At 37.1% G+C, this 21,607-nt stretch carries 21 protein-coding genes and 1 other annotated feature; of the genes, 13 read left to right on the forward strand and 8 right to left on the reverse strand.

Translation table 11 applies throughout. The features are described 5' to 3' along the window. Positions 1 to 25 precede the first annotated feature (25 nt). From AC4GZ8_RS15220 to AC4GZ8_RS15230, 3 genes are all read right to left on the reverse strand, one after another. Positions 26 to 1,168 carry a glycosyltransferase family 4 protein gene (locus AC4GZ8_RS15220; RefSeq protein ID WP_491082748.1) on the reverse strand — a complete coding sequence of 381 codons (1,143 nt, stop codon included), beginning with the start codon at positions 1,166 to 1,168 and terminating at the stop codon, positions 26 to 28. Positions 1,169 to 1,238: 70 nt separating this feature from the next. Then, positions 1,239 to 1,793, reverse strand: a complete 555-nt coding sequence (locus tag AC4GZ8_RS15225; RefSeq protein ID WP_491082749.1) for a phosphatase PAP2 family protein — start codon at positions 1,791 to 1,793, stop codon at positions 1,239 to 1,241. A gap of 279 nt (positions 1,794 to 2,072) precedes the next feature. Further along, on the reverse strand, positions 2,073 to 2,603 hold the full coding sequence (locus AC4GZ8_RS15230) for a gamma carbonic anhydrase (RefSeq protein ID WP_491082750.1): 531 nt from the start codon (positions 2,601 to 2,603) through the stop codon (positions 2,073 to 2,075). Between the two features lie 90 nt (positions 2,604 to 2,693). Here AC4GZ8_RS15230 and AC4GZ8_RS15235 point away from each other — a divergent pair, with 90 nt between their 5' ends. Continuing rightward, complete coding sequence (locus AC4GZ8_RS15235) at positions 2,694 to 3,488, forward strand: alpha/beta hydrolase (protein ID WP_491082751.1); 795 nt, start codon at positions 2,694 to 2,696, stop codon at positions 3,486 to 3,488. 86 nt (positions 3,489 to 3,574) lie between these two features. Next, positions 3,575 to 4,666 carry a tetraprenyl-beta-curcumene synthase family protein gene (locus AC4GZ8_RS15240; protein WP_491082752.1) on the forward strand — a complete coding sequence of 364 codons (1,092 nt, stop codon included), beginning with the start codon at positions 3,575 to 3,577 and terminating at the stop codon, positions 4,664 to 4,666. A 197-nt stretch (positions 4,667 to 4,863) separates the two neighbouring features. Here AC4GZ8_RS15240 and mnmM read toward each other — a convergent pair whose 3' ends face one another. Beyond that, positions 4,864 to 5,436: a tRNA 5-(aminomethyl)-2-thiouridylate-methyltransferase MnmM gene (gene mnmM, locus AC4GZ8_RS15245; protein ID WP_491082753.1), complete on the reverse strand. Its 573-nt coding sequence runs from the start codon at positions 5,434 to 5,436 to the stop codon at positions 4,864 to 4,866. Position 5,437: 1 nt separating this feature from the next. Beyond that, the gene (gene mnmL, locus AC4GZ8_RS15250; RefSeq protein WP_491082754.1) at positions 5,438 to 6,397 is read right to left on the reverse strand and encodes a tRNA modification radical SAM protein MnmL/YtqA; all 960 of its coding nucleotides are present in this window, start codon (positions 6,395 to 6,397) and stop codon (positions 5,438 to 5,440) included. A 182-nt stretch (positions 6,398 to 6,579) separates the two neighbouring features. Here mnmL and AC4GZ8_RS15255 point away from each other — a divergent pair, with 182 nt between their 5' ends. The 9 genes from AC4GZ8_RS15255 (at position 6,580) to AC4GZ8_RS15295 (ending at position 16,938) form a co-directional block, all read left to right on the forward strand. Then, on the forward strand, positions 6,580 to 6,852 hold the full coding sequence (locus AC4GZ8_RS15255; protein ID WP_102230607.1) for a YtzC family protein: 273 nt from the start codon (positions 6,580 to 6,582) through the stop codon (positions 6,850 to 6,852). Further along, entirely contained in the window at positions 6,849 to 7,016 is a 168-nt protein-coding gene (locus tag AC4GZ8_RS15260; RefSeq protein ID WP_491082755.1) for a glycogen biosynthesis protein GlgD, read from the forward strand. Before AC4GZ8_RS15255 ends, AC4GZ8_RS15260 begins: the two co-directional genes overlap by 4 nt. A 104-nt stretch (positions 7,017 to 7,120) precedes the next feature. Then, a complete protein-coding gene (locus AC4GZ8_RS15265; protein WP_491082756.1) occupies positions 7,121 to 7,603 on the forward strand; it encodes a GNAT family N-acetyltransferase in 483 nt (160 codons plus the stop codon). Positions 7,604 to 7,746: 143 nt separating this feature from the next. Then, positions 7,747 to 8,952 (forward strand): MDR family MFS transporter, encoded by a 1,206-nt coding sequence (locus tag AC4GZ8_RS15270; protein WP_491082757.1) that lies wholly within the window; start codon positions 7,747 to 7,749, stop codon positions 8,950 to 8,952. A gap of 267 nt (positions 8,953 to 9,219) precedes the next feature. Next, a complete protein-coding gene (locus tag AC4GZ8_RS15275) occupies positions 9,220 to 10,593 on the forward strand; it encodes a sigma-54 interaction domain-containing protein (protein ID WP_491082758.1) in 1,374 nt (457 codons plus the stop codon). 613 nt (positions 10,594 to 11,206) lie between these two features. Further along, complete coding sequence (locus AC4GZ8_RS15280; protein ID WP_491082759.1) at positions 11,207 to 12,526, forward strand: GntP family permease; 1,320 nt, start codon at positions 11,207 to 11,209, stop codon at positions 12,524 to 12,526. 18 nt (positions 12,527 to 12,544) lie between these two features. Further along, positions 12,545 to 13,321 carry a 3-hydroxybutyrate dehydrogenase gene (locus tag AC4GZ8_RS15285; protein WP_491082760.1) on the forward strand — a complete coding sequence of 259 codons (777 nt, stop codon included), beginning with the start codon at positions 12,545 to 12,547 and terminating at the stop codon, positions 13,319 to 13,321. Positions 13,322 to 13,428: 107 nt separating this feature from the next. After that, positions 13,429 to 13,659, forward strand: a binding site (T-box leader). A 284-nt stretch (positions 13,660 to 13,943) separates the two neighbouring features. Beyond that, positions 13,944 to 16,358, forward strand: a complete 2,415-nt coding sequence (gene leuS / locus AC4GZ8_RS15290) for a leucine--tRNA ligase (protein WP_491082761.1) — start codon at positions 13,944 to 13,946, stop codon at positions 16,356 to 16,358. A gap of 259 nt (positions 16,359 to 16,617) precedes the next feature. Beyond that, positions 16,618 to 16,938, forward strand: a complete 321-nt coding sequence (locus AC4GZ8_RS15295) for a rhodanese-like domain-containing protein (RefSeq protein WP_491082762.1) — start codon at positions 16,618 to 16,620, stop codon at positions 16,936 to 16,938. A 73-nt stretch (positions 16,939 to 17,011) separates the two neighbouring features. Here the strand turns inward: AC4GZ8_RS15295 and AC4GZ8_RS15300 are convergent, their stop codons facing one another. After that, positions 17,012 to 17,200 (reverse strand): sporulation protein Cse60, encoded by a 189-nt coding sequence (locus AC4GZ8_RS15300; RefSeq protein WP_491082763.1) that lies wholly within the window; start codon positions 17,198 to 17,200, stop codon positions 17,012 to 17,014. 108 nt (positions 17,201 to 17,308) lie between these two features. Continuing rightward, a complete protein-coding gene (locus AC4GZ8_RS15305; protein ID WP_491082764.1) occupies positions 17,309 to 18,586 on the reverse strand; it encodes a BaiN/RdsA family NAD(P)/FAD-dependent oxidoreductase in 1,278 nt (425 codons plus the stop codon). A gap of 187 nt (positions 18,587 to 18,773) precedes the next feature. Between AC4GZ8_RS15305 and AC4GZ8_RS15310 the strand changes: the two genes are divergently transcribed. Then, positions 18,774 to 20,405: a putative polysaccharide biosynthesis protein gene (locus AC4GZ8_RS15310; RefSeq protein WP_491082765.1), complete on the forward strand. Its 1,632-nt coding sequence runs from the start codon at positions 18,774 to 18,776 to the stop codon at positions 20,403 to 20,405. Positions 20,406 to 20,498: 93 nt separating this feature from the next. Further along, entirely contained in the window at positions 20,499 to 21,227 is a 729-nt protein-coding gene (locus AC4GZ8_RS15315) for a pseudouridine synthase (protein ID WP_491082766.1), read from the forward strand. Positions 21,228 to 21,301: 74 nt separating this feature from the next. On the opposite strand, the gene AC4GZ8_RS15320 is transcribed toward AC4GZ8_RS15315, so the two are convergent. After that, positions 21,302 to 21,523, reverse strand: coding sequence for a DeoR family transcriptional regulator (locus AC4GZ8_RS15320; RefSeq protein ID WP_046590011.1), 222 nt, complete (start codon positions 21,521 to 21,523; stop codon positions 21,302 to 21,304). Between the last annotated feature and the right edge of the window lie 84 nt (positions 21,524 to 21,607).

Consider the following 21,607-nt stretch of genomic DNA (forward strand, 5'->3'; position numbering starts at 1 on the left):
GGAGCCGAAAAGGCTCCTCATTGGTTTAGGCATAACGTGCATGTTTTTCATCTATTAATGCATCTTCATATTCCATTAATAAACCTTCAAAAATATGATTCCATGTTTGAGTTAGGGCATATTCACGAGCAGCTTTCCCCATTTTGTTACGTAAAGAATAATCTTCTAATAAATGAATAATAGCTTGAATAAATTGATTTGTATTTTTAGGTTCACATAAAAATCCGGTTTCTAACGGTTTAATAATATTTTTTACTCCCCCTGAGTTTGCGCCAATAACAGGTGTACCAGAAGCCAATGCTTCTATAACAACATTTCCAAATGTTTCAGTCGGAGATGGGAAAACAAATAAATCAGAACAAGAATAAATTTTGGCAAGCTCGATACCGTTTAAATATCCGGCGAATGTCATATTGCTTTGAGCGTTTTTTTGCATCTCCTCTTTCGAAGGTCCGTCTCCAACAATTAACCAGTGAACATCTTTTTGAATGTGCTTAGGAAGTTCCTTTGTGACATTCATTAATGTTTGGATATCTTTTTCTGGTGCAAGTCTTCCTACATACGAAAGGATATATTTTTCTTTTATCTGGTATTTTTTACGGATTTCTTCATGATTGTAGTTTGGATGAAATAAATGGCAATCCACACCTCTGCCCCAAATACGAAGATTTGAAAATCCTTTTCGTTTTAATTGTTCCAATGTTTCGTTTGATGGAACAAATATCTTTCTTAGTGGTTTATGGAACCAGTGCATATATTTCCATAATACTTTCGATAAAAATTGAAAATCATAATACTCTAAATATTGGTCAAAGTCTGTATGATAAGATCCAACTATTGGAATTCCGAGCTTTTTGGCATAATGTAAACCGCAAAGCCCAACATTAAATGGAGTTGCAACATGAACTAAATCTGGTTTGAACCGTTGAAGCTCAGCTTTAACCTGTAGCATGTTTGGCAGAGCCAACCTGCATTCGGGATAAAGAAAAAATGGTAAACTTGTGAAACGGTGGATATGGCTTGAAAACATGCTTTCCTTTGTGCTAACAGGCGCAAAAACCCTATATTCATAGCCATTCTTTTCAAGATAATCTGTAAAGCGTTTTAAGGTTCTTGCAACTCCGTTAACATCAGGTGCAAAAGTATCTGTGAAAATAGCTATTCTCAATGCAATCCCTCCAGTTACAAAATAAATGAAAGGTACCTAAAATGAGGCACTATTTTTGTTTTGCTCGTCACTATAACGAAGACAGGAAAAAGAACCTTGTCATGATTGTGTAACAAAGAAATCCAATTGAACATCCTAATAAGCCGCCTGCTAACACATCAGAAGGATAGTGCAATCCTAGATACATTCTTGAAAGGCCTACACTAATAGCTAATGGCAAAAGGATCATGGTTAGCTGAGGCATAAATAAAATAAATGGAATGATAACAGAAAAGATTGCTGTTGTATGCCCAGAAGGAAAAGAGTGATCTTCTAAAGGATTGGCAGGTACCTTTGTTTCAATAAGTGCAAGATAAGGTCGTTTTCTTGGATATAACTTTTTCACTAGTGCAACTGGCAGATGGCTGAAAAGAAGGGATACAGCACTGGTTATTCCAATGATTTGTAAAAGATCGTTTGTGAAAAAAATGAGAAATAAACAGACAGCTATTGTTGAGACAGCTCCACCTAAGTGGGTAATGTTTCGAAAATAGAAATTCAACATTTTTTGATCGAAGTGACGATTAACACTTCGAAACAGCTTGCATTCGAAATTATACATGTTGGACATAAGCTTTGTTTTCATTTGTACGCTCCTTTATTTACCCCTTTTCTATTATTTTAGTAGAGAAATATTTAGTTAATAATAAGATATTGTAAAAAATTCCTTCACATAATATTCACAAAATTAACGATTGCTCCTGAAAATGTAAATAAATATTGATCGGAAATGGCAATTTGTTTAGTAAAAAAAGTATGAGTTGTTTGTAGAAGTGTGGTAAGCAGGATAAGGGGATGGTACCATTAAAGTAAAAGAGTAAGGAATTGACACAGATTATTATATTCCTTACTCATTAAGATCAATCTAGATATTTTGTGATTGTTCTGATTGAAGTGATTTGTAATACTGTCCTTTTTCAACATATTCACGACGAATTCTATCCATGTCTTTTATATCTTCTGGTGTTAATGTCCTTACAACCTTTGCAGGCCGTCCAAGTGCAAGTGTGTTAGGAGGAATTTTTTTTCCGGGAGGGACTAGACTTCCAGCTCCAATAAATGCACCTTCACCAATCTCTGCACCATCCAGAATGACGGACCCCATTCCAATTAATGCCTTTTGGCGAATAATTGAACTATGTAAGATAACACTATGTCCAACAGTAACATCATCCTCAAGAATAAGGGGTTTGTTAGGACTTTGATGTAAACAGCACAAATCTTGAACATTTACTCGTTTTCCAATAATAGTAGGGAAGACATCACCGCGAATCACGGTTTGAAACCAGATGCTGGATTCATCTCCAATTTCAACATCACCAGTAATTGTAACGTAGTCAGCAATAAAAGCTGAATCAGAGATTTTAGGAATTTTTTCTTTATAAGGATAGATCATGTTTTTCATTCCTTTCATATGGAAAGAATATACTTTTCCTCTATTTTATTATAACCATAGACAAAGAAGAAAGTGAAAGAAGGTAATGCAATGTGGAAATGGGAAGCTGAAATTAAGCCGGTAAAAGGTGTTATTGTCATCATCCATGGGGCTGCAGAACATCACGGACGTTACAAATGGTTAGTAGAAATGTGGCGCTTGTCAGGCTACCATGTTGTCATGGGAGATTTACCTGGTCAAGGAACATCAACAAGAAGAAGAGGACATATCTTATCATTTGACGAATATATAACAGAAGTAAATCAATGGATAACAGAAGCGAAAAAGTTTGGGGTGCCTTTATTTTTATTAGGACATAGCATGGGCGGTTTAGTTGTTATTAGGGCGCTTCAAGAAAAACATCATGAAATAAAAGCTGTTATCTTATCATCTCCTTGTTTAGGGATTTTGTTTAAGCCAAATAAAGCATTAGAGTTAGCCTCTCGGGGGTTAAATTTTATAGCACCGTCATTTAAAGTTGACTCAAAATTAAGTGTAAATATAGCAACTCGTAATAAATCTGTTCAGGATCTCGATGAAAATGATTCTTTATATGTGACAAAGGTTTCGGTAAGATGGTATCGTGAATTAATAAAGGCGATGGAAGAAGCACAAAAACAAGTTGGCAAATTTCAAGAAGTTCCTCTTCTTCTTATGCAAGGTGGAGAAGATAAAATTGTAGATAAATCACTTGTGAAAGAGTGGTTTAACAAAGTGGATTTATTGGAGAAAAATTATAAAGAATGGAAAGGGCTTTATCATGAAATCTTTAACGAGCCGGAAAGAGAACAAGTATTTGAAACAGCCAAACGTTTTTTTGATGCTCATTCTGAATCTGCTATTTAGTTTCTAAAGCATATTGTTGATTTTGTCACTTTATTTAAAGTGGCAGTGCAAACTTTTAAAAATAGACACAAGAGGTGACACCCCCTTTGACAGTACCACAGCATCCGTTACGGTTAATGACGAAAGTGTATAGAGAGATCTTCCCAATTGTTCATTTTTATATTGGACAATGGAAGGCCCAAGCTGAAAAAATTCCAAATAAGGAATTACGTATTCAAGCCTTGAATAGTATTCAAGATAAAGAATTCCATTGTGAAGGTGGAGCTATATTGGCTATGATTTCAGGGCCGCATAAACAACAATGTATTGAGTTTATTGTTGCCTACCAAACAATAAGTGATTATTTAGACAATCTTTGTGATCGAAGTACATCATTAGATCCGGTTGATTTTCGTATGCTGCACCAATCCATGCTTGATGCATTAACATGTGGTGCTCCGTGTAAGGATTATTACAAATATAGAGAAGACCAAGATGATGGAGGATATTTACATTGTTTAGTTCAAACATGTCAAAATGTCCTTTCTGACTTAGAACATTATCCGATGATATCTAAACATTTACTAGAGCTTTCAAGCTATTATTGTGATCTGCAAGTACATAAGCATGTGAAAAAAGATGAGCGAGTACCAAGGCTTGAGAATTGGTTTGAGAGTCATAAAAACAATGTACCAAAGATGGAGTGGTATGAATTTTCAGCATGTACAGGGTCAACACTTGGGATCTTTTGTTTGGTGGCCTATGCTTTTCAAGAGAACTTTGAGGAAAAACAAGCATTACAAATTAGAGACAGCTATTTTCCATATATACAAGGCCTTCATATTTTACTCGATTATCTAATTGATCAAGAGGAAGATGAGTTGGGCGGAGATTTAAATTTTTGCAGTTACTATGATTCAGAAGCAGCAATGATGGAAAGATTAGAGCATTTTGTTCAACAAGCAGATTCACAGTTAAGTGGTATCCCACACGAAAATTTTCATAAACTAATTAACCGGGGGTTATTAGGGGTTTATTTATCAGATGATAAAGTTGCAACACATAAAGAACTCAATAAGCTTGCAAAAAGGTTAATAAAATTAGGAGGTATGACCAGCTTTTTCTTTTATTTTAACGGAAGAGCTTACCGTGCATTTCAAAAGTTTTCATGGAAAAAAAGCCCGCAAAAGGCAATGTGAAATAAAGGGGCACTCTTTGCTCCATGTGCCATCGGCGAAGTACAGACGCACTAGTGCAGTTATGGCGACGTCACGTTAAAAACTTGTCTCTAGGGTTTAGTTAAGTAGGAATAAAAGGTAAAGAACACCTTCTATTCCTACTCGCCTTATGCATGTCGCCGAATGCTTCGCACTCTTATGTTTTTCCTGGAGGACTCTTAACATTTCTCAATCGCTACAATATAAGGTGGGTTGTTGTTCTTGTTAATAAATTGATACTGCAAAACTTGGGCATGACGTGGATCAATTGTTTTAACAAAATTCATTAATACATCTCGTTCAACCTGTCCTTCCTCATGCCCGTGGTAAATTACAATCACAATCAATCCTTCAGGTTTCATAATCTCTAACAATTGCTGGATGGCTGAAATGGTCGTATCAGGAACAGTCACAATGGATTGATCTCCCCCTGGTAAATAGCCAAGATTAAACACAGCAGCTGCAATGGTTCCTTTATGTTCATCAGCTATGACAGATTGAATATGTTGATGCCCTTGTTGGACGAGGGTAACTTGTTCTAAGAGATTTTCTGTCATTAATCGATTTTGAGTGTTGATGATTGCTTGCTCCTGTATATCAAATCCATACACTTTTCCTTTTTTACCAACTAACTTAGCCAGGAAAACAGTGTCATGTCCATTTCCAATTGTGGCATCCACAACAATATCTCCCTTAGAAACAGATGTTTCTAATAGTTGCTTTGCGAATGGTAAAATTCGTTGAAGCTTCATATCATTTTACCTCCGTTTTATGGTAGAACTTTCCTTGATAACTGTCGCGTTGTTTTAATTCCGCGTCAATTGAATTTAATACATCCCATTTATTAACACTCCACATAGGTCCTATCATAAGATCAATTGGACCATCACCTGTAATTCGATGGACAATCATTTCGGGAGGGATGATTTCTAATTGATCACATACGAGCTTCACATATTCCTCTTGTGATAGAAATTCTAGTTTTCCCTTTTCGTATTGCTTCACCATTGGTGTCCCTTTTAACAAGTGTAAAAGGTGAATTTTTATGCCTTGAACATCTAATTGGGCAACAGCTCTTGCCGTTTCCATCATCATATCGTAATTTTCTAAGGGTAATCCGTTAATAATATGAGAACACACGCGAATATTATGATTTCGTAATTTTTCCACACCGTCTACATAGCATTGAAAGTCATGTGCGCGATTGATTAGAAGTGCTGTTCGCTCGTGTACGGTTTGGAGACCAAGTTCAACCCATAAGTACGTACGTTGATTTAATTCAGCTAAATATTCAACTACATCATCAGGAAGGCAATCGGGGCGAGTTGCAATTGATAGGCCGACAACGCCTTCTTGGTTTAAAACTGATTCAAATTTTTCTTTTAACACTTCAACCGGGGCATGTGTGTTTGTATAGGCTTGAAAGTAAGCCATATATTTTCCATCTTTCCATTTTTGATGCATTTTTTGTTTAATCGTATGAAATTGAGTAACGAGATCATCAGCTCGATTTCCAGCAAAATCACCAGATCCTGCTGCACTGCAAAATGTACATCCGCCATGGGCAACAGTGCCATCACGATTTGGGCAATCAAACCCTCCATCTAATGCAACTTTAAACACTTTATGACCAAAATGATGACGTAAATGATAGTTCCATGTATGATATCGCTTATTATCTAATGCGTATTCGAATACAGAGGATTGTTTCAAGTTAGATACCTCCTTGTATCATCAGTCCAAATTTTCCATCTAAACATTTTACCATGTCAGTTAAAAGAAAGACAGATTGGTTCAAGACTTACCAATAATTTAAATACAAACTTTGATATAAGATTGCAAATAATAGAACCGATGAAGCTTTATTGACTTCATATCGTTTGGAGGAGAGAAATATGGCAACAAGACAATCCGTTAACGAATATTTACAGCGCTGTACGGAAGCAATTGAATATGCTCGAGAGCAATATAAAACTGGTTCACAACAAGAGCACTATAATGCATCTGAATATACAAAAGCACTGCAAGGATTAGAAAATGCAGTAAATGACATTAACCATCTTTCTCTTAGTGCGAATGACCAACAGCAAGATCAACTTTACCGTATGAGACTGCAGCTTCAACAATTACAAAATGAAATGATTTTAAAAGGAGATGCAGAACGATGAAGAAGCGTTCTAAACAAAACAATCCTGAGCAAAAAACCAAAAATGGTATCAATAGTAATGATTTAGAATTTTGTCAGGATTATGATCCGGTTATTCAAACTAAAGCAAAAAATGCCAAAAAAGGGCAACCAATTAAATCAAAACAAAGAGTAGAGAACGAGTAATATAAAGGGCCAAATTGGCCCTTTTTGCTTTCGTGAAAAATATTTGAAAAATTAATGGAAGTTGGTATGTTATAAAGGGAACAGAACAGACAGGAGGTAATGCAATGACAATCGTAGTGAGGTTTTCAAAAGAAAGAGATATTGAACAACTATTAGCGTTAGATAATCGAGTATGGAATACAGCGGCAACACCTGCAGTTATTAAGTGGAGTTCAGTAAGTGAATATAAACAAAAGAATCCAGAGGGAAGCCAACTGGTTGCATTAGTTAATGGAAAAGTCGCCGGTTATCTTGGCTACCATTCACCAACACCATTAGAAACAAATCAACATGTCCTAGAAATAGATATTGCTGTAGACCTGCCCTTTCAAGGAATGGGAATTGGAAAGAGATTGCTTAAAAGTGCGGAAGAAATCTTTAAAGAAAAGGGGATAAAAAAACTATCTCTACGTGTACTTGAAACGAATAAAGGAGCAATACGTTTTTATCAAAAATGTGGTTTTCTTGAGCAAGGCAGACTGATCAATGAGTTTTTTATCGAGGGAAAATATGTAAATGATGTATTAATGTACAGACTTTTGGATTAGTAGAAAAATCTATATTTTCTCACTATTATAACATTAGAAATTAGGGCATTTCTTCATTGCAAAACAAGGAAAAAGGGGCTAAAATTCTCTGAGGAATTATTTACGACTGTCGTCGTGAAAAAATATGTGAAGGAGGAGGATTTATGCCACGTTCTCTTTGGTTGCTTGTGATTGGAATGATGATCAATGTAACAGGGGCTTCTTTTTTATGGCCGTTAAATACGATTTATATTCATGATCATCTGGGTAAGTCTTTGACAGTTGCTGGAATTGTCCTCATGTTAAATGCAGCGGCAAGTGTAGTAGGGAATCTTATTGGCGGAGTATTATTTGATAAGATTGGTGGATATAAATCCATCCTATTAGGAATTGTAATTACATTGGTTTCAGTAGTGGCTCTTATGTTTAATCATAATTGGCCTGTCTATATGTATCTCTTAATCTTTATCGGATTGGGGTCAGGCATTGTTTTCCCTGCTACATATGCATTAGCTGGAACGGTTTGGCCAGAAGGTGGTAGAAAAGCATTTAATGCTATTTATGTTGCACAAAACGTAGGTGTAGCAGCAGGGGCTTCCTTAGGAGGAATCGTTGCTTCGATCTCGTTTGAGTATATATTTATTGCTAACGCAGCTCTTTACGCTGTATTTTTCTTGCTTGCATTCTTCGGGTATCGAAATATCAATGGTTCAACTGTAAAACAAGCATCGATATTAGACCAGAATCCAACGATTAAAAATCGTGATAAGTTTGCGGCTTTAGTCATTTTATGTGTAGGTTATTTACTCTGTTGGGTAGGTTATGTTCAATGGCCCTCCACCATTTCGTCACATACTCAAACCTTAAATATATCCCTAAGTCAATACAGTTTACTCTGGACGATAAATGGTGTGTTAATTGTATTAGGTCAACCGCTTATTTCTCTATTTGTAAAGTATTTTGCAAAAACATTAAAAAAGCAAATGGTTTTAGGCTTTATCGTGTTTATCATTTCGTTTGTGGTTGCATCGTATGCAGAGCAATTTACCGCTTTTCTCGTAGCTATGGTCATTTTGACGATCGGCGAAATGTTAGTTTGGCCAGCAGTGCCAACAATTGCAAATGATTTAGCACCTGAAGGAAGACAAGGCTTTTACCAAGGTTTTGTTAATAGCACAGCCACAGGAGGAAAAATGATTGGTCCTCTCCTTGGAGGAATGGTTGTTGATTACTACAATATGAATCTGCTTTTCATGATTATCATTAGTCTATTAATAGTAGGGATCTTTACAACCATTGTATATGATAAAAAGCTGAATGCTGAGGTAAACAACAAAGGGTCTAAGACTTCCGACGCCGTCGGGGTCTAAGACTCTTTTTCCTTATGCTTTTGTCGCAAACTTTGTTACTTTGAAATAAGTGTTAGACAAGGTTGATTGGAGCTACAGGATGCTCGCTTTCCGGGGGGGGGCGTGCGGTGAGCTTCCTCGTAAGCTGCGCCTGTGGGATCTCACCTGTCCCGCTGCTCCCACAGGAGTCTCGCACCTTCTGCTCCTTTTTTCGAAAAGCAAATTTAAAAACTATCCATATAAACAGTGTGATACGATAAAAGAAAACATTTGCTAGGGGAAGGTACTATGTTAAATCATCGTTTTCCATATGCCAAAGAAATTTTTGAGACCGTTATAGAAAACGCTTACGTTTGGATCGTTATTGTGGATGCTGATGGAAAGATTATTTATATGAATGAAAACTATTGCCGGTTTTGTGAAGTAACAAAAGAGGAAGTCATTGGAAAGCATGTTACAGAAGTGATTGAAAATACACGGATGCATATCGTTGTGAAAACCGGCGAGGAAGAAATAGCTGATCTCCAATATATTCGTGGAAACTATATGATTGCTAACCGTATTCCAATCTTTGCGGATGATAAAGTAGTTGGTGCATTTGGAACAGTCATGTTTCGTGATACAAAGGAATGGAGCGAGATGAACTCTCATGTTCGTCACCATCTATCTTCCATTCAGTCATTTATTGACCAGCAGGATGTTACAGGAGCGAAATACACATTAAATGATATTCATTCAAATTCTGTTATCATGGCTGAATTAAAGGAGAAAGTCAAATCGATCGCTGCAACAGACAGCTCAGTATTAATTAGAGGTGAAAGTGGAACTGGAAAGGAATTGTTCGCACACAGCATTCATCTGTTAAGTCATCGAAGTGAAGGACCATTTGTTAAAGTTAACTGTGGGGCTATACCTGAGCAATTACTTGAGTCCGAATTATTTGGGTATGAAGATGGTGCTTTTACAGGGGCTAAAAAAGGTGGGAAGAAGGGAAAGTTTCAACAAGCAAATGGCGGAACCATTTTTTTAGATGAAATTGGAGATATGAGCCTCCATATGCAAGTGAAACTACTGCGTGTCCTTCAAGAAAAAGAGGTCGAACCAATAGGATCAACAAAAACACTTCCTTTGGATGTCCGAGTCATAACAGCTACAAACAGACCCCTAGAGGAACTCATGAAAACGAATGATTTTAGAAGTGACCTCTATTATCGAATTAGTGTTATTCCGTTGTCGATCCCGCCTTTAAGGGAACGGATGGAAGATTTAGAAACACTAGTCCGTTTTTTTATTAAAAAGGTTTCCTTAAGAACAGGTAAAAGAATTTCTATGATTCATGAAGACGTAATGGAAACATTCCATCAATATCATTGGCAAGGCAATATTCGAGAATTAGAAAATATTATTGAAGCAGCCATCCATCTAGCCAAAACAGATGTTATCACACTCGAGGCAATCCCTGAATATATAAAAAATCCATCTCTTTATCACTCCGATATGAAAGCTAACTCATTAAAGGAGATGTTACATGAAGCGGAAAAAAACATTCTCTTACGAACAATAAAAAAACATGCTGGTGACAAAAGAAAGGCAGCAAAAGAATTAGGGATTAGCAAATCGAGTATGTATGAGAAAATTCAAAAATATGGACTAAATGAATAGTCCAGAATTTTGGAATGCAGTCCATAAACATGGACTGTTGTTTTTTTGTTGTGATATAGATACGTCAATTAGATGGACAAGTCTAATGTTACGATTTAGTTTCCGAAAAAGTGGAATGATTCACCTGAACTGTGAACAAATTGGTTAAGTGGAAAATGAGTGTCTCTATAAGCGAATGTGGCTAATTAGTGAAAAATTCTGATCCCGTCTTAGTACATTAATTGTTTTGGCACACTTTTTGCTTTTATATGTGTAAAGCTGAAAGGGGGAAGAAGATAGAAGCTGTTTTGTGCAGTACTTAATTGATAGGACACAAGAATAGAGAATTGAGCGGTTGACAGTGCGAAAAGAGCAATGAGTAAAGCAAATATTCGTGATAAGATATCTAGACGTGAAAAACAGATTAATGAAAGCGGTTACTGAGTGGGTGGTTTCGGAGGCTAATTATATTTAAACAGAGAAACATGTTGTCTTGCGATTAGAGAATGGGTTTTAGGAATTCGTCCTTATCAAACGATACAAACAACTGAACCTAGTTTTTACTAGTTTGTGAAAATGTCAAAATACCTTCATCTGCATCATTTTATTTTGGTCAAACAAAGGGGGAAATGAAATGTTAAGCATGATCGGGCTAGTCGGTGGTTTAGCACTTTTAATTTATTTAACAATGAAGGGTATGAATTTATTAGTAGCAGGTCCATTATGTGCTTTATTTGTTGCGATATTAAGTGGACTTCCTTTATTTCCGCAATTAGTTGGAGAAGGTGAAGCTAATTTTGTAGGCAATTATATGACAGGATTTTCCGGCTTTATTGCTTCATGGTATCTTATGTTCCTATTAGGTGCAATTTTTGGAAAGGTCATGGAAGATAGTGGTGCAGCAGATAGTGTTTCAAAATGGATTGTTAGTAAGATTGGGATGAAAAGAGCTGTACTTGCTATTGTTATCGCTTGTGCGGTATTAACATATGGTGGTGTCAGCTTATTCGTAGTGGCTTTTTCTGTCTATCCAATGGCGGTTAGTTTGTTTAGAGAAGCAAACTTGCCACGTCGATTTATTCCGGCTGCCCTAGCCTTTGGTTCTGTTACCTTCACCATGACATCAGCAGGTTCACCAGAAATTCAGAACTGGATCCCGATTGAATATCTTGGAACATCTCCATACGCAGGCTGGGAAGTAAGTTTAATTGTCGCTGTGTTTATGATCGTCTTTGGGTATTGGTGGTTACGCAGAATGATTACAAAAGCGGTAGCAAATGGTGAGAAATTTGTGGCAAGGGAGAATGATCCTGTTAATGAGAACAAGGAATTGCCTAATCCTCTATTTGGGTTAATTCCATTACTTGTTGTCTTAATTATTTCATTTGCTTTTCATGACTCTTTACAGCAATCCGCTCTTATTATCGCGTTATTAGGTGGCGTTATTGCAACGTATTTATTAAATCGTCATTATTTTAAATCATTTTGGAGTGCTGTATCGGATGGAACTCTAGGAGCATTAATTGCTTTAGGTAATACGGCAGCTGTTGTTGGTTTCGGTGGTGTAGCCAAAGCAGTACCTGCATTTGAAACAGCTGTAAATGCGATGACAAGTATCCCAGGTAGTCCTCTAATTGGGGGTGCAATTGCTGTTAGTGTGATAGCTGGTATGACAGGGTCAGCCTCTGGAGGTCAGGCGATTGCTCTTCCGTTATTAGCACCGCATTATATGGATATGGGGGTTAATACTGAAGCGTTACACCGCGTTGTTTCGATTTCATCAGGAGCACTTGATTCGCTACCGCATAATGGCTATGTTGTGACGACCATTCGTGGGATTTGTGGAGAATCCCATAAAGATGCCTATAATCCAGTTGGTGCATTAACCGTCATTGTTCCGCTTTTAGGAGTCATTCTAGCTATCATTTTATTCTCATTCGGACTAGGAATATAGGAACGGAGGGTGGTTGAAATGGTTCAGGCTCAAGTTGTGTTATTAACAGGAGCTGCCCGAGGGATAGGCTTTGAACTGGCAAATGCCTTCGCTAAAGAAAGAGCACAGGTTGTATTGACAGATGTAAATGCGGATCAGGTTCTTGCAAGTACAAAGCACTTGCAAAAGGAAGGGTTAGATGTAGTTGGTTTAACTTGTGATGTTACAAACGAACAAAATATAATCGAAGTCGTCAAAGAAACAGAAGCAAGATTTGGCAGAATAGATACATTAATTAACAATGCAGGACTCCAATATGTTGCGCATATTGAAGATTTTCCAACTGAAAAATATGAGCAACTCGTAAAGGTGATGCTTGTAGCACCTTTTGTTTGCACTAAACATGTTTTTCCAATCATGAAAAAGCAACAGTTTGGAAGAATCCTAAATATTGCTTCTATTAACGGATTAATTGGCTTTGCAGGAAAAGCTGCCTATAATAGTGCAAAGCATGGTGTCATCGGTTTAACAAAGGTTGCGGCATTAGAAGGAGCATCTCATGGAATTACAGTGAACGCCTTATGTCCTGGATATGTTGACACCCCCCTTGTTAGAAACCAGCTTCAAGATTTGGCAAATACAAGACATGTACCTTTAGAGGATGTGCTAGAGGAAGTATTGTATCCCCTCATTCCTCAAAGACGATTGCTTGCTCCTAAAGAAGTAGCTGATTACGCTATTTTCTTAGCAAGTGAAAAAGCAAAAGGAGTAACAGGGCAGGCTGTCGTATTAGATGGAGGGTATACAGTTCAATAAGAAAAAGGGGTTGGTTTCAAGATGAAACTGACCTCTTTTTTCAGCTCCGCAACCGACTACTTGCATATCCCGACAAATTTATATAAAATAAGCTTAATATGTATAGGAAATGAACGGTGAAAAGGAATAGTATTTAGTAAAAATGTGTTCAGAGAGTTGACGGGTGGTGTGAGTCAATCGATTTTTGCTAATGAACTCGCCTTTGAGTTACAAATGTGAACACCATTTATGGTTAAGTAATATTTGTCGTCTATCCACGTTACGGATGTCAAAGTGGGCATAATAACGCTATGCCAAAGTTGGGTGGTACCACGGGAATTAAGCCTCTCGTCCCTGTTTGGGATGTGGGGTTTTTTCGTTTATATTAATAGGTATCTAGCTCCAGCGCCTAGCCCCGATGCACAGGATATACAAGTGCAGTTACAGCGACAGGACGTCGCGTTTGTAACTGCCTCGAGGCCATAAGCCACTACTGAATAGAAGGTAAAAAACACCTTCTATTCAGTGGCGTCTTATTTGCCATAGGCTAACCAAGGCGCCTGCGCTTGTAAATAGCTTTGACCCGTTCAACCGGTTTAATATATATAAAGTAAAAGAATGAGATTTAAGGAGGAAAAATCAGATGAGTTTCAATCATCAAGAGATTGAGAAAAAATGGCAAGATTATTGGCTACATAACAAAACGTTTAAAACAACAGAGGATACAAACAAGCCAAAGTTTTATGCGCTTGACATGTTTCCATATCCATCTGGTGCAGGTCTGCATGTAGGTCACCCTGAAGGATATACTGCTACTGATATTTTATCTCGTATGAAGCGCATGCAAGGGTACAATGTTCTTCATCCAATGGGATGGGATGCATTTGGCTTACCAGCTGAGCAATATGCCCTTGATACAGGAAATGACCCAGCAGAATTCACCAAACAAAATATCGATAACTTCAGAAGACAAATTCAAGCTCTTGGATTTTCTTATGATTGGGACCGTGAAGTGAATACAACAGATCCAGATTATTATAAATGGACACAATGGATCTTCCTGCAGCTATATAAAAAAGGACTAGCTTATGTAGATGAAGTGCCTGTAAACTGGTGCCCGGCGTTAGGAACAGTATTAGCTAATGAAGAGGTAATTGATGGGAAAAGTGAGCGTGGAGGACACCCTGTTGAACGTCGTCCAATGAAGCAATGGATGTTAAAAATTACAGCTTATGCTGATCGTTTATTAGAGGATTTAGATGAAGTAGATTGGCCGGAAAGCATAAAAGATATGCAACGTAACTGGATCGGCCGCTCTGAAGGTGCACATGTAAACTTCGAAATTGACGGTCATGATGAAACATTCACAGTTTTCACAACTCGTCCTGATACATTATTTGGTGCAACTTATGCAGTATTAGCACCTGAGCACAACTTGATTGAAAAGATCACAACACCTGATCAAAAGGATGCAGTAGAAGCTTATATTGATCAAGTAAAACATAAAAGTGATTTAGAGCGTACAGAGCTTTCAAAAGAAAAGACAGGAGTATTTACTGGGGCATATGCGATCAATCCAGTAAACGGAGAGAAAATGCCAATCTGGATTGCCGATTATGTTCTTGTCACTTACGGTACTGGTGCCATTATGGCTGTACCTGCCCATGATGAGCGTGACTATGAATTTGCTGTAAAGTTTAATCTTCCTATTAAAGAAGTAGTTAGTGGCGGGGACGTAACAAAAGAAGCATACACAGGTGACGGGGAGCATGTAAACTCCGATTTCTTAAACGGTCTAGGAAAGCAAGAAGCAATTGAAAAAGCAATTGCATGGCTTGAAGAAAACAATAAAGGTGAAAAGAAGGTAACGTACCGTCTTCGTGATTGGTTATTCAGCCGCCAACGTTATTGGGGTGAGCCAATTCCAATCATTCATTGGGAAGATGGCACAATGTCAGCAGTTCCTGAGGAAGAGCTTCCACTTGTTTTACCAAAAACAACTGAAATTAAACCATCTGGAACAGGTGAATCACCGCTTGCGAATATTGAGGATTTCGTTAATGTTGTTGATCCTGAAACAGGTAAAAAAGGTCGCCGTGAAACCAACACAATGCCACAATGGGCTGGAAGCTGCTGGTACTATTTACGCTACATCGATCCCAAAAATAGTGAAGCATTAGCTGATGATGCAAAATTAAAGCAATGGCTACCTGTGGATATTTATATCGGTGGAGCAGAGCATGCAGTTCTTCATTTGCTATATGCTCGTTTCTGGCATAAATTCTTATATGATATTGGTGTCGTTCCAACTAAAGAACCATTCCAAAAATTATTTAACCAAGGAATGATTCTTGGGGAGAACAATGAAAAAATGAGTAAATCAAAAGGGAATGTGGTTAATCCTGATGAGATTGTTGACTCACATGGTGCTGATACACTTCGTTTATATGAAATGTTCATGGGACCTTTAGAAGCTTCAATTGCATGGTCAACAACTGGTCTTGATGGTGCAAGACGATTCTTAGATCGTGTTTGGCGCTTATTTATTGAGGATAATGGAGAAGTAAGTCCAAAGGTAGTCGATGAATCAAGTGATTCGCTTGAACGAGTGTACCACCAAACTGTTAAGAAAGTGACTGAAGACTTTGAAGGCTTACGCTTTAATACAGCAATTTCCCAATTGATGGTGTTCATTAACGAAGCATACAAAGCAACTGTCCTGCCAAAAGAGTATGTAGAAGGCTTTGTGAAATTGTTATCTCCGATTGCTCCACACTTGGCGGAAGAGCTTTGGAGTAAGCTAGGTCACGAAACAACGATTTCTTATGAAGCTTGGCCGACATTCGATGAAGCAAAACTTGTTGAAAACGAAGTAGAAATCGTTGTACAAGTAAACGGAAAAGTTCGTGCAAAACTTTTAGTGGCAAAAGACGTAACAAAAGATCAGCTAGAACAAATTGCTCTAGAAGATGATCGTGTTAAAGAACAAATCGAAGGAAAAACGATTCGCAAAGTGATTGCTGTGCCAGGCAAGCTAGTGAATATAGTTGCAAATTAATCTATGTAAAAAACCGACTCTGAAAAAATGAGTCGGTTTTTATTGGTTGGAAATATAAAATAATGGCAGGTAAAAATTGTTATAGTGGAGGATATACGAAAAAATGGTTGATAAGTATTCTATGATGGTCCGAACATAAAAGGTAGTGGTTAATATTACATGTTTATGGAAGAAACTTATTGCCACTAGCTTCCCAAACTAGCACCATCTATCATCATTTTGTTATAATGCAACTATTAAAACTGAAAGGGTGTACAATATGTACGAAATGAAAGAAATTACTCCAGAAGAAGTACAACGTAAGTTAGAAAATGGAGAGGATATTGAATTAATTGATGTACGTGAGGATGAAGAAGTAGAAGCTGGGATGATTCCGCAAGCACGTCATATTCGCATGAATGATATTCCTGAACAGTTGGATGCTTTAGACAAGAATAAAGAAACAATTTTTATTTGCCGTTCAGGCGGACGCAGTGCAAATGTTTGTGCTTATTTACAGGATAAAGGCTATGATGTTGTAAATATGGTAGGCGGCATGCTTGATTACAAAGGTGAAACAAAGCCTAAGAGTCAGCTGTAAGTACATAAATAAAAAAGTGCTTGTCCAAGGGGCAAGCACTTAGTTTGTAGACAGAGTATACACGCAAGCCCTTTTATAAGTTCTCATGGTAGATAATGAGAGCTGAGTAGCAATAAATCTGCTCGCCGTCTTCATCAGTTGAAAATGCGACATTATATTTAATATCTCTTATCTGATTTTCTTCGAGGTCCTCTAAAAATTCATTAATTTCTTCTTCTAAGTCTTTTTCATGCTCTTCATCAAATAATGCAACTTTTAACATCGATTGTCACATCCTTTTTAAAAGATACTAGTTATCTACACTATATTTGCTATCATCTATGTTTATAACTAGTATTATTGAAAAAAGAGATAGAAGAGGACAATTTGATCATTTCTGAGTGTCATTTTTAGCGTATAAAGAGGCATTTATTCCTGCTAAACGACCTGTTACTAAAGCGGAAGTAATATTATATCCGCCAGTATAACCATGAATATCTAAAATTTCCCCACAGAAGTATAAGCCTTCTTTACATTTAGATGCCATTTCTTTTGGGTGGATTTCCTTTACGGAAACACCCCCTCCGGTTACAAAGGCTTTTTCAATAGATAGAGTCCCATGAACCTGAAATTGGAATTGCTTGCAATCCTTCACAAATAAGCGAAGCTTTTCATTTGAAAGATTATCATAAGTAATAAGTGGATCTATCTCATTTTTTTCTAGCAGAAATAACAAATACCGTTCAGGTAATAATCCTTTGAGAACATTTTTGATTGCCTTTTTTGCATCTGTTTTTAAATCCTTCACGATTGTTTGGAATAGCTGTTCTTCATTTTTTTCAGGTATGGCATCTATGCTGACAGTAACCGCGTTTGTTTTGAATTTTTTCATTGCCTTTACAACATATTGACTGCATCTAAGTACAGCAGGACCTGAAATACCAAAATGGGTAAAGATCATGTCCATTTTGTGAGTAATGATTGCTTTCCCCTTTGGATTTAACACACTTAATGCAACATCACGAAGTGAAAGTCCTTGGAGAATTTTTTCCCTAATAAAGGGTTCGTTAGAAGTAATGGGTACTTCAGTTGGAAAGAGCTCTGTAATTGTATGTCCTGCTTTTTCCGCCCATGCGTATCCGTCTCCTGTACTTCCGGTGTGTGGAACACTTTTGCCGCCAACAGCAAGCACAACAGATTTAGTTAAAATCTTTTCACCGCTAACTAGTTCAACACTTTGTACTTGTTTTTCATTATAGTGAACATCTTTGACAGGTTCATTTGTTCTGACTTCAACATTTAGTCTTCTTAACTCACTAATTAAGGCATCGACGACTGATTGTGCCTTGTCTGTGACAGGAAACATACGACCATGATCTTCTTCTTTTAACTGAATTCCTAAATTTTCAAAGAATTTAATAATATCTTCATTACTAAATTCAGAAAATGCGCTATAGAGGAAGCGGCCATTACCGGGGATGTGCTTGATAATTTCATCAATAGGAAGGCGATTTGTCACATTGCAACGGCCACCTCCTGAAATAGCTAATTTCCTGCCTAATTTGTTTCCTTTATCTAAAAGGAGAACCTTTGCCTTTTTTTCTCCAGCTGCAATTGCTGCCATCAATCCTGAAGGGCCTCCGCCAATTACTACTACATCATATGTCATTAATTTTTCACACCTTTATTTCTTGGTCTGCTTTAATATTATAGCTAAAGCTGTAGAAAGTAAAAAATAATATTGGCAACTTTTTTTAGAATACTATGAACACATACAATCTTATGGTATAAGTATTTGTTTATGGTAAAATAGAAAAGTTGAATCTTCATAGAGAAGAATGGTGAGTAATGAGATTATGTCAAATAAATTATTAAGAGGGACGTTTGTCTTAACGTTAGGAACCTATATTTCAAGAATCTTGGGAATGATCTATTTAATTCCATTTGCAGCGATGGTTGGAACGAATGGAGGAGGACTATTCCAAACTGGATATGCCCAGTATACGATATTCCTCAGTATTGCCACAGCAGGCTTCCCAGCTGCTGTATCAAAATTTGTATCAAAATATAATGCTGTTGGTGACTATGAAACAAGCAGGAGAATGTTTAAAGCGGGTATCTTAGTGATGCTTGCAACCGGGTTTATTGCTTTTGCGATCCTGTATTTGTTGGCACCTCAATTTGCGATTGTATCTCTTGCTGAAAATGAGCTTAATGGAATAACGGTTGAGGATGCAACACTTGTTATCCGAATGGTGAGCATTGCCCTTATTGTTGTTCCGTTAATGAGTTTAATTAGAGGATTTTTCCAAGGACACCAGTCAATGGGGCCGACAGCTGTTTCACAGGTTGTTGAGCAATTAGTAAGAATTGTTTTCCTTTTAGCTTCTACATACTTAATTATGAATGTGCTAAATGGGGGGCTTGTTTTAGCTGTTGGCTATGCTACTTTTGCAGCTTTTGTTGGTGCTATTGGCGGATTAATTGTTTTGTTTATATACTGGTTACGTCGGAAGCATACACTTTTAGCTATGAGGGAAAATCTTGTTGAAACATCATCTATTCCATTAGGAAAAATGTTTAAAGAAGTTTTTCGATATGCAGGTCCATTTGTTTTTGTCGGTCTAGCAATTCCTATTTATAATTATATTGACACCGTTACGTTTAACCGAGCAATGCTAAATTCGGGGAACGACCAATCATATACAATGGATATGTATTCTGTGTTGCTTTTGTATGTACCAAAGCTTGTGATGATTCCCGTATCGTTGGCTACTGCTTTTGGTTTAACGTTAATTCCAACGATTACTGAATCGTTTACGAATAACAATCGTGCACTACTGCATAAGCAAATTGACCAAACGTTGCAATTAATCATGTTACTTGTTTTGCCTGCGGTTGTTGGTCTTTCTATCTTAGCAGGACCTGCTTACAATGTATTTTATGCCGGTACTTCAGAAGAAATTGGCAAGCATATTTTAATGTGGTACGCACCTGTGGCTTTACTTTTCTCTCTTTTTACAGTAAATGCTGCGATCTTACAAGGTATTAATAAACAAAAGCTAGCAGTTATTAGTCTAGTGATAGGGATTGTTGTTAAACTTGTTTTGAATACTACCTTAATCGAGCTGTATGAAGGGGTAGGGTCTATTCTTGCTACAGCTGCAGGATATCTTGTTTCATTGATTTATGGCTTTGCAATGATAAAACGCCATGCAGGTTATTCATTTAGACTATTAGTGAAGAGAACAACTCTGATAACAATGCTATGTGCGTTTATGGGATTAGTTGTTTCCGTTGTTCATTCAATATTAGAAATTTTTATCAATTATGCTGATGGTAGAATGAATGCGGTGATTGTAACGGCGATTTCAGTAGCAATTGGAGGAGCAGTTTATGTATACTTAACATACCGTTCACACTTACTGGAAAAATTATTTGGGAATCGCCTTAATCGCTTTTTACCGAAAAGGCGATCTGTTGAATAGATAAAAAACATATCGCTTGTTAAAAATAATGTAAAATGCCAAAAAAAAAGACTCGGTGTAATCCGAGTTTTTTTGATCATAAAGGAGATAAAAATGAGAATCGATAAACTTTTATCCAATATAGGCTTTGGAAGTCGAAAAGAAGTAAAACAATTATTGAAAACAGGGGCAGTAAAAATAGATGGGGAGCCGGTAAAGGATCCTAAGACACATGTTGACCCTGAAAGACAGCAGGTTACGGTAAATGATGAACGAGTTGAATATAAAGAATTTGTTTATTTGCTTATGAACAAACCTGCAGGATATTTGTCAGCAACAGAGGATGAGTATCAAGAGACTGTCATTAATCTACTTGAAATGGAAGATGCTATTTTTCAGCCGTTTCCAGTTGGTCGACTTGATAAAGATACAGAAGGGTTATTATTATTAACGAATGATGGCCAGCTTTCACATCAGCTTCTATCACCGAAAAAGCATGTTCCTAAAACCTATTATGCTGTTATCTTAGGTGAAGTAACTGATGAAGACGTCATTGCATTTAAGAAGGGCGTAGAATTGGATGATGGGTATGTGACAAAGCCAGCAAAGCTTGAGATTCTATCATCAGGAAATCAATCGGTCATCCATGTGACGATTACAGAAGGAAAGTTCCATCAAGTAAAAAGAATGTTTGAATCAGTAGGAAAGAAAGTAACGTACCTAAAGAGAATTTCGATGGGGCCAATCGAGCTAGATGAAGAAGAATTAAAAACAGGTGAATATCGGGAGCTAACAGATGAAGAGGTCGAGGCATTAAGAGATGCAAAGCCTATTGAATTATAATTCGTTAAAAAAAGAGGAACCTTTTATAAAAAGGTTCCTTTATATGTATATGGATCTTTGTTTTACACTCAAACTTACGAAGACATCTTAACCTTTTTCTTTGTAGTGGCCCATTTACCTCTTGTTGGGCTGTGAACCAAATCGTTATATGCTAACACATTTAAATCGCGCTGTATCGTTCTAGGTGTAATACCAAATTCGTCAACGAGTTGCTGCGTTGTCACAGTTCCCCGCTCATTGATAAACATGTAGACTGATTTGATTCTGGTTAGCATACGGTTTGTTGAAGGTTTCAAAAAACCACTCCTTATCGTTTGATCGCACTGGCTATGCCTACTACAACCTTTCGATGACTGCAACTTCAGATGTCACTTCATACA

The organism is Metabacillus sp. RB-C-LZQ-3-1 (genome assembly GCF_058315175.1).

Excerpts from the sequence above, each read along its gene's own strand:
- AC4GZ8_RS15260 (WP_491082755.1), top strand. The coding sequence starts at position 6,849 with ATGAAGAAGCGTTCTAAACAAAACAATCCTGAGCAAAAAACCAAAAAT.
- AC4GZ8_RS15285 (WP_491082760.1), top strand. The coding sequence starts at position 12,545 with ATGGTTCAGGCTCAAGTTGTGTTATTAACAGGAGCTGCCCGAGGGATA.
- AC4GZ8_RS15270 (WP_491082757.1), top strand. The coding sequence starts at position 7,747 with ATGCCACGTTCTCTTTGGTTGCTTGTGATTGGAATGATGATCAATGTA.
- AC4GZ8_RS15225 (WP_491082749.1), bottom strand. The coding sequence starts at position 1,793 with ATGAAAACAAAGCTTATGTCCAACATGTATAATTTCGAATGCAAGCTG.
- mnmM (WP_491082753.1), bottom strand. The coding sequence starts at position 5,436 with ATGAAGCTTCAACGAATTTTACCATTCGCAAAGCAACTATTAGAAACA.
- AC4GZ8_RS15230 (WP_491082750.1), bottom strand. The coding sequence starts at position 2,603 with ATGATCTATCCTTATAAAGAAAAAATTCCTAAAATCTCTGATTCAGCT.
- leuS (WP_491082761.1), top strand. The coding sequence starts at position 13,944 with ATGAGTTTCAATCATCAAGAGATTGAGAAAAAATGGCAAGATTATTGG.
- AC4GZ8_RS15315 (WP_491082766.1), top strand. The coding sequence starts at position 20,499 with ATGAGAATCGATAAACTTTTATCCAATATAGGCTTTGGAAGTCGAAAA.
- AC4GZ8_RS15235 (WP_491082751.1), top strand. The coding sequence starts at position 2,694 with ATGTGGAAATGGGAAGCTGAAATTAAGCCGGTAAAAGGTGTTATTGTC.
- AC4GZ8_RS15280 (WP_491082759.1), top strand. The coding sequence starts at position 11,207 with ATGTTAAGCATGATCGGGCTAGTCGGTGGTTTAGCACTTTTAATTTAT.
- AC4GZ8_RS15295 (WP_491082762.1), top strand. The coding sequence starts at position 16,618 with ATGTACGAAATGAAAGAAATTACTCCAGAAGAAGTACAACGTAAGTTA.
- AC4GZ8_RS15310 (WP_491082765.1), top strand. The coding sequence starts at position 18,774 with ATGTCAAATAAATTATTAAGAGGGACGTTTGTCTTAACGTTAGGAACC.
- AC4GZ8_RS15255 (WP_102230607.1), top strand. The coding sequence starts at position 6,580 with ATGGCAACAAGACAATCCGTTAACGAATATTTACAGCGCTGTACGGAA.
- AC4GZ8_RS15305 (WP_491082764.1), bottom strand. The coding sequence starts at position 18,586 with ATGACATATGATGTAGTAGTAATTGGCGGAGGCCCTTCAGGATTGATG.
- AC4GZ8_RS15300 (WP_491082763.1), bottom strand. The coding sequence starts at position 17,200 with ATGTTAAAAGTTGCATTATTTGATGAAGAGCATGAAAAAGACTTAGAA.
- AC4GZ8_RS15275 (WP_491082758.1), top strand. The coding sequence starts at position 9,220 with ATGTTAAATCATCGTTTTCCATATGCCAAAGAAATTTTTGAGACCGTT.
- AC4GZ8_RS15265 (WP_491082756.1), top strand. The coding sequence starts at position 7,121 with ATGACAATCGTAGTGAGGTTTTCAAAAGAAAGAGATATTGAACAACTA.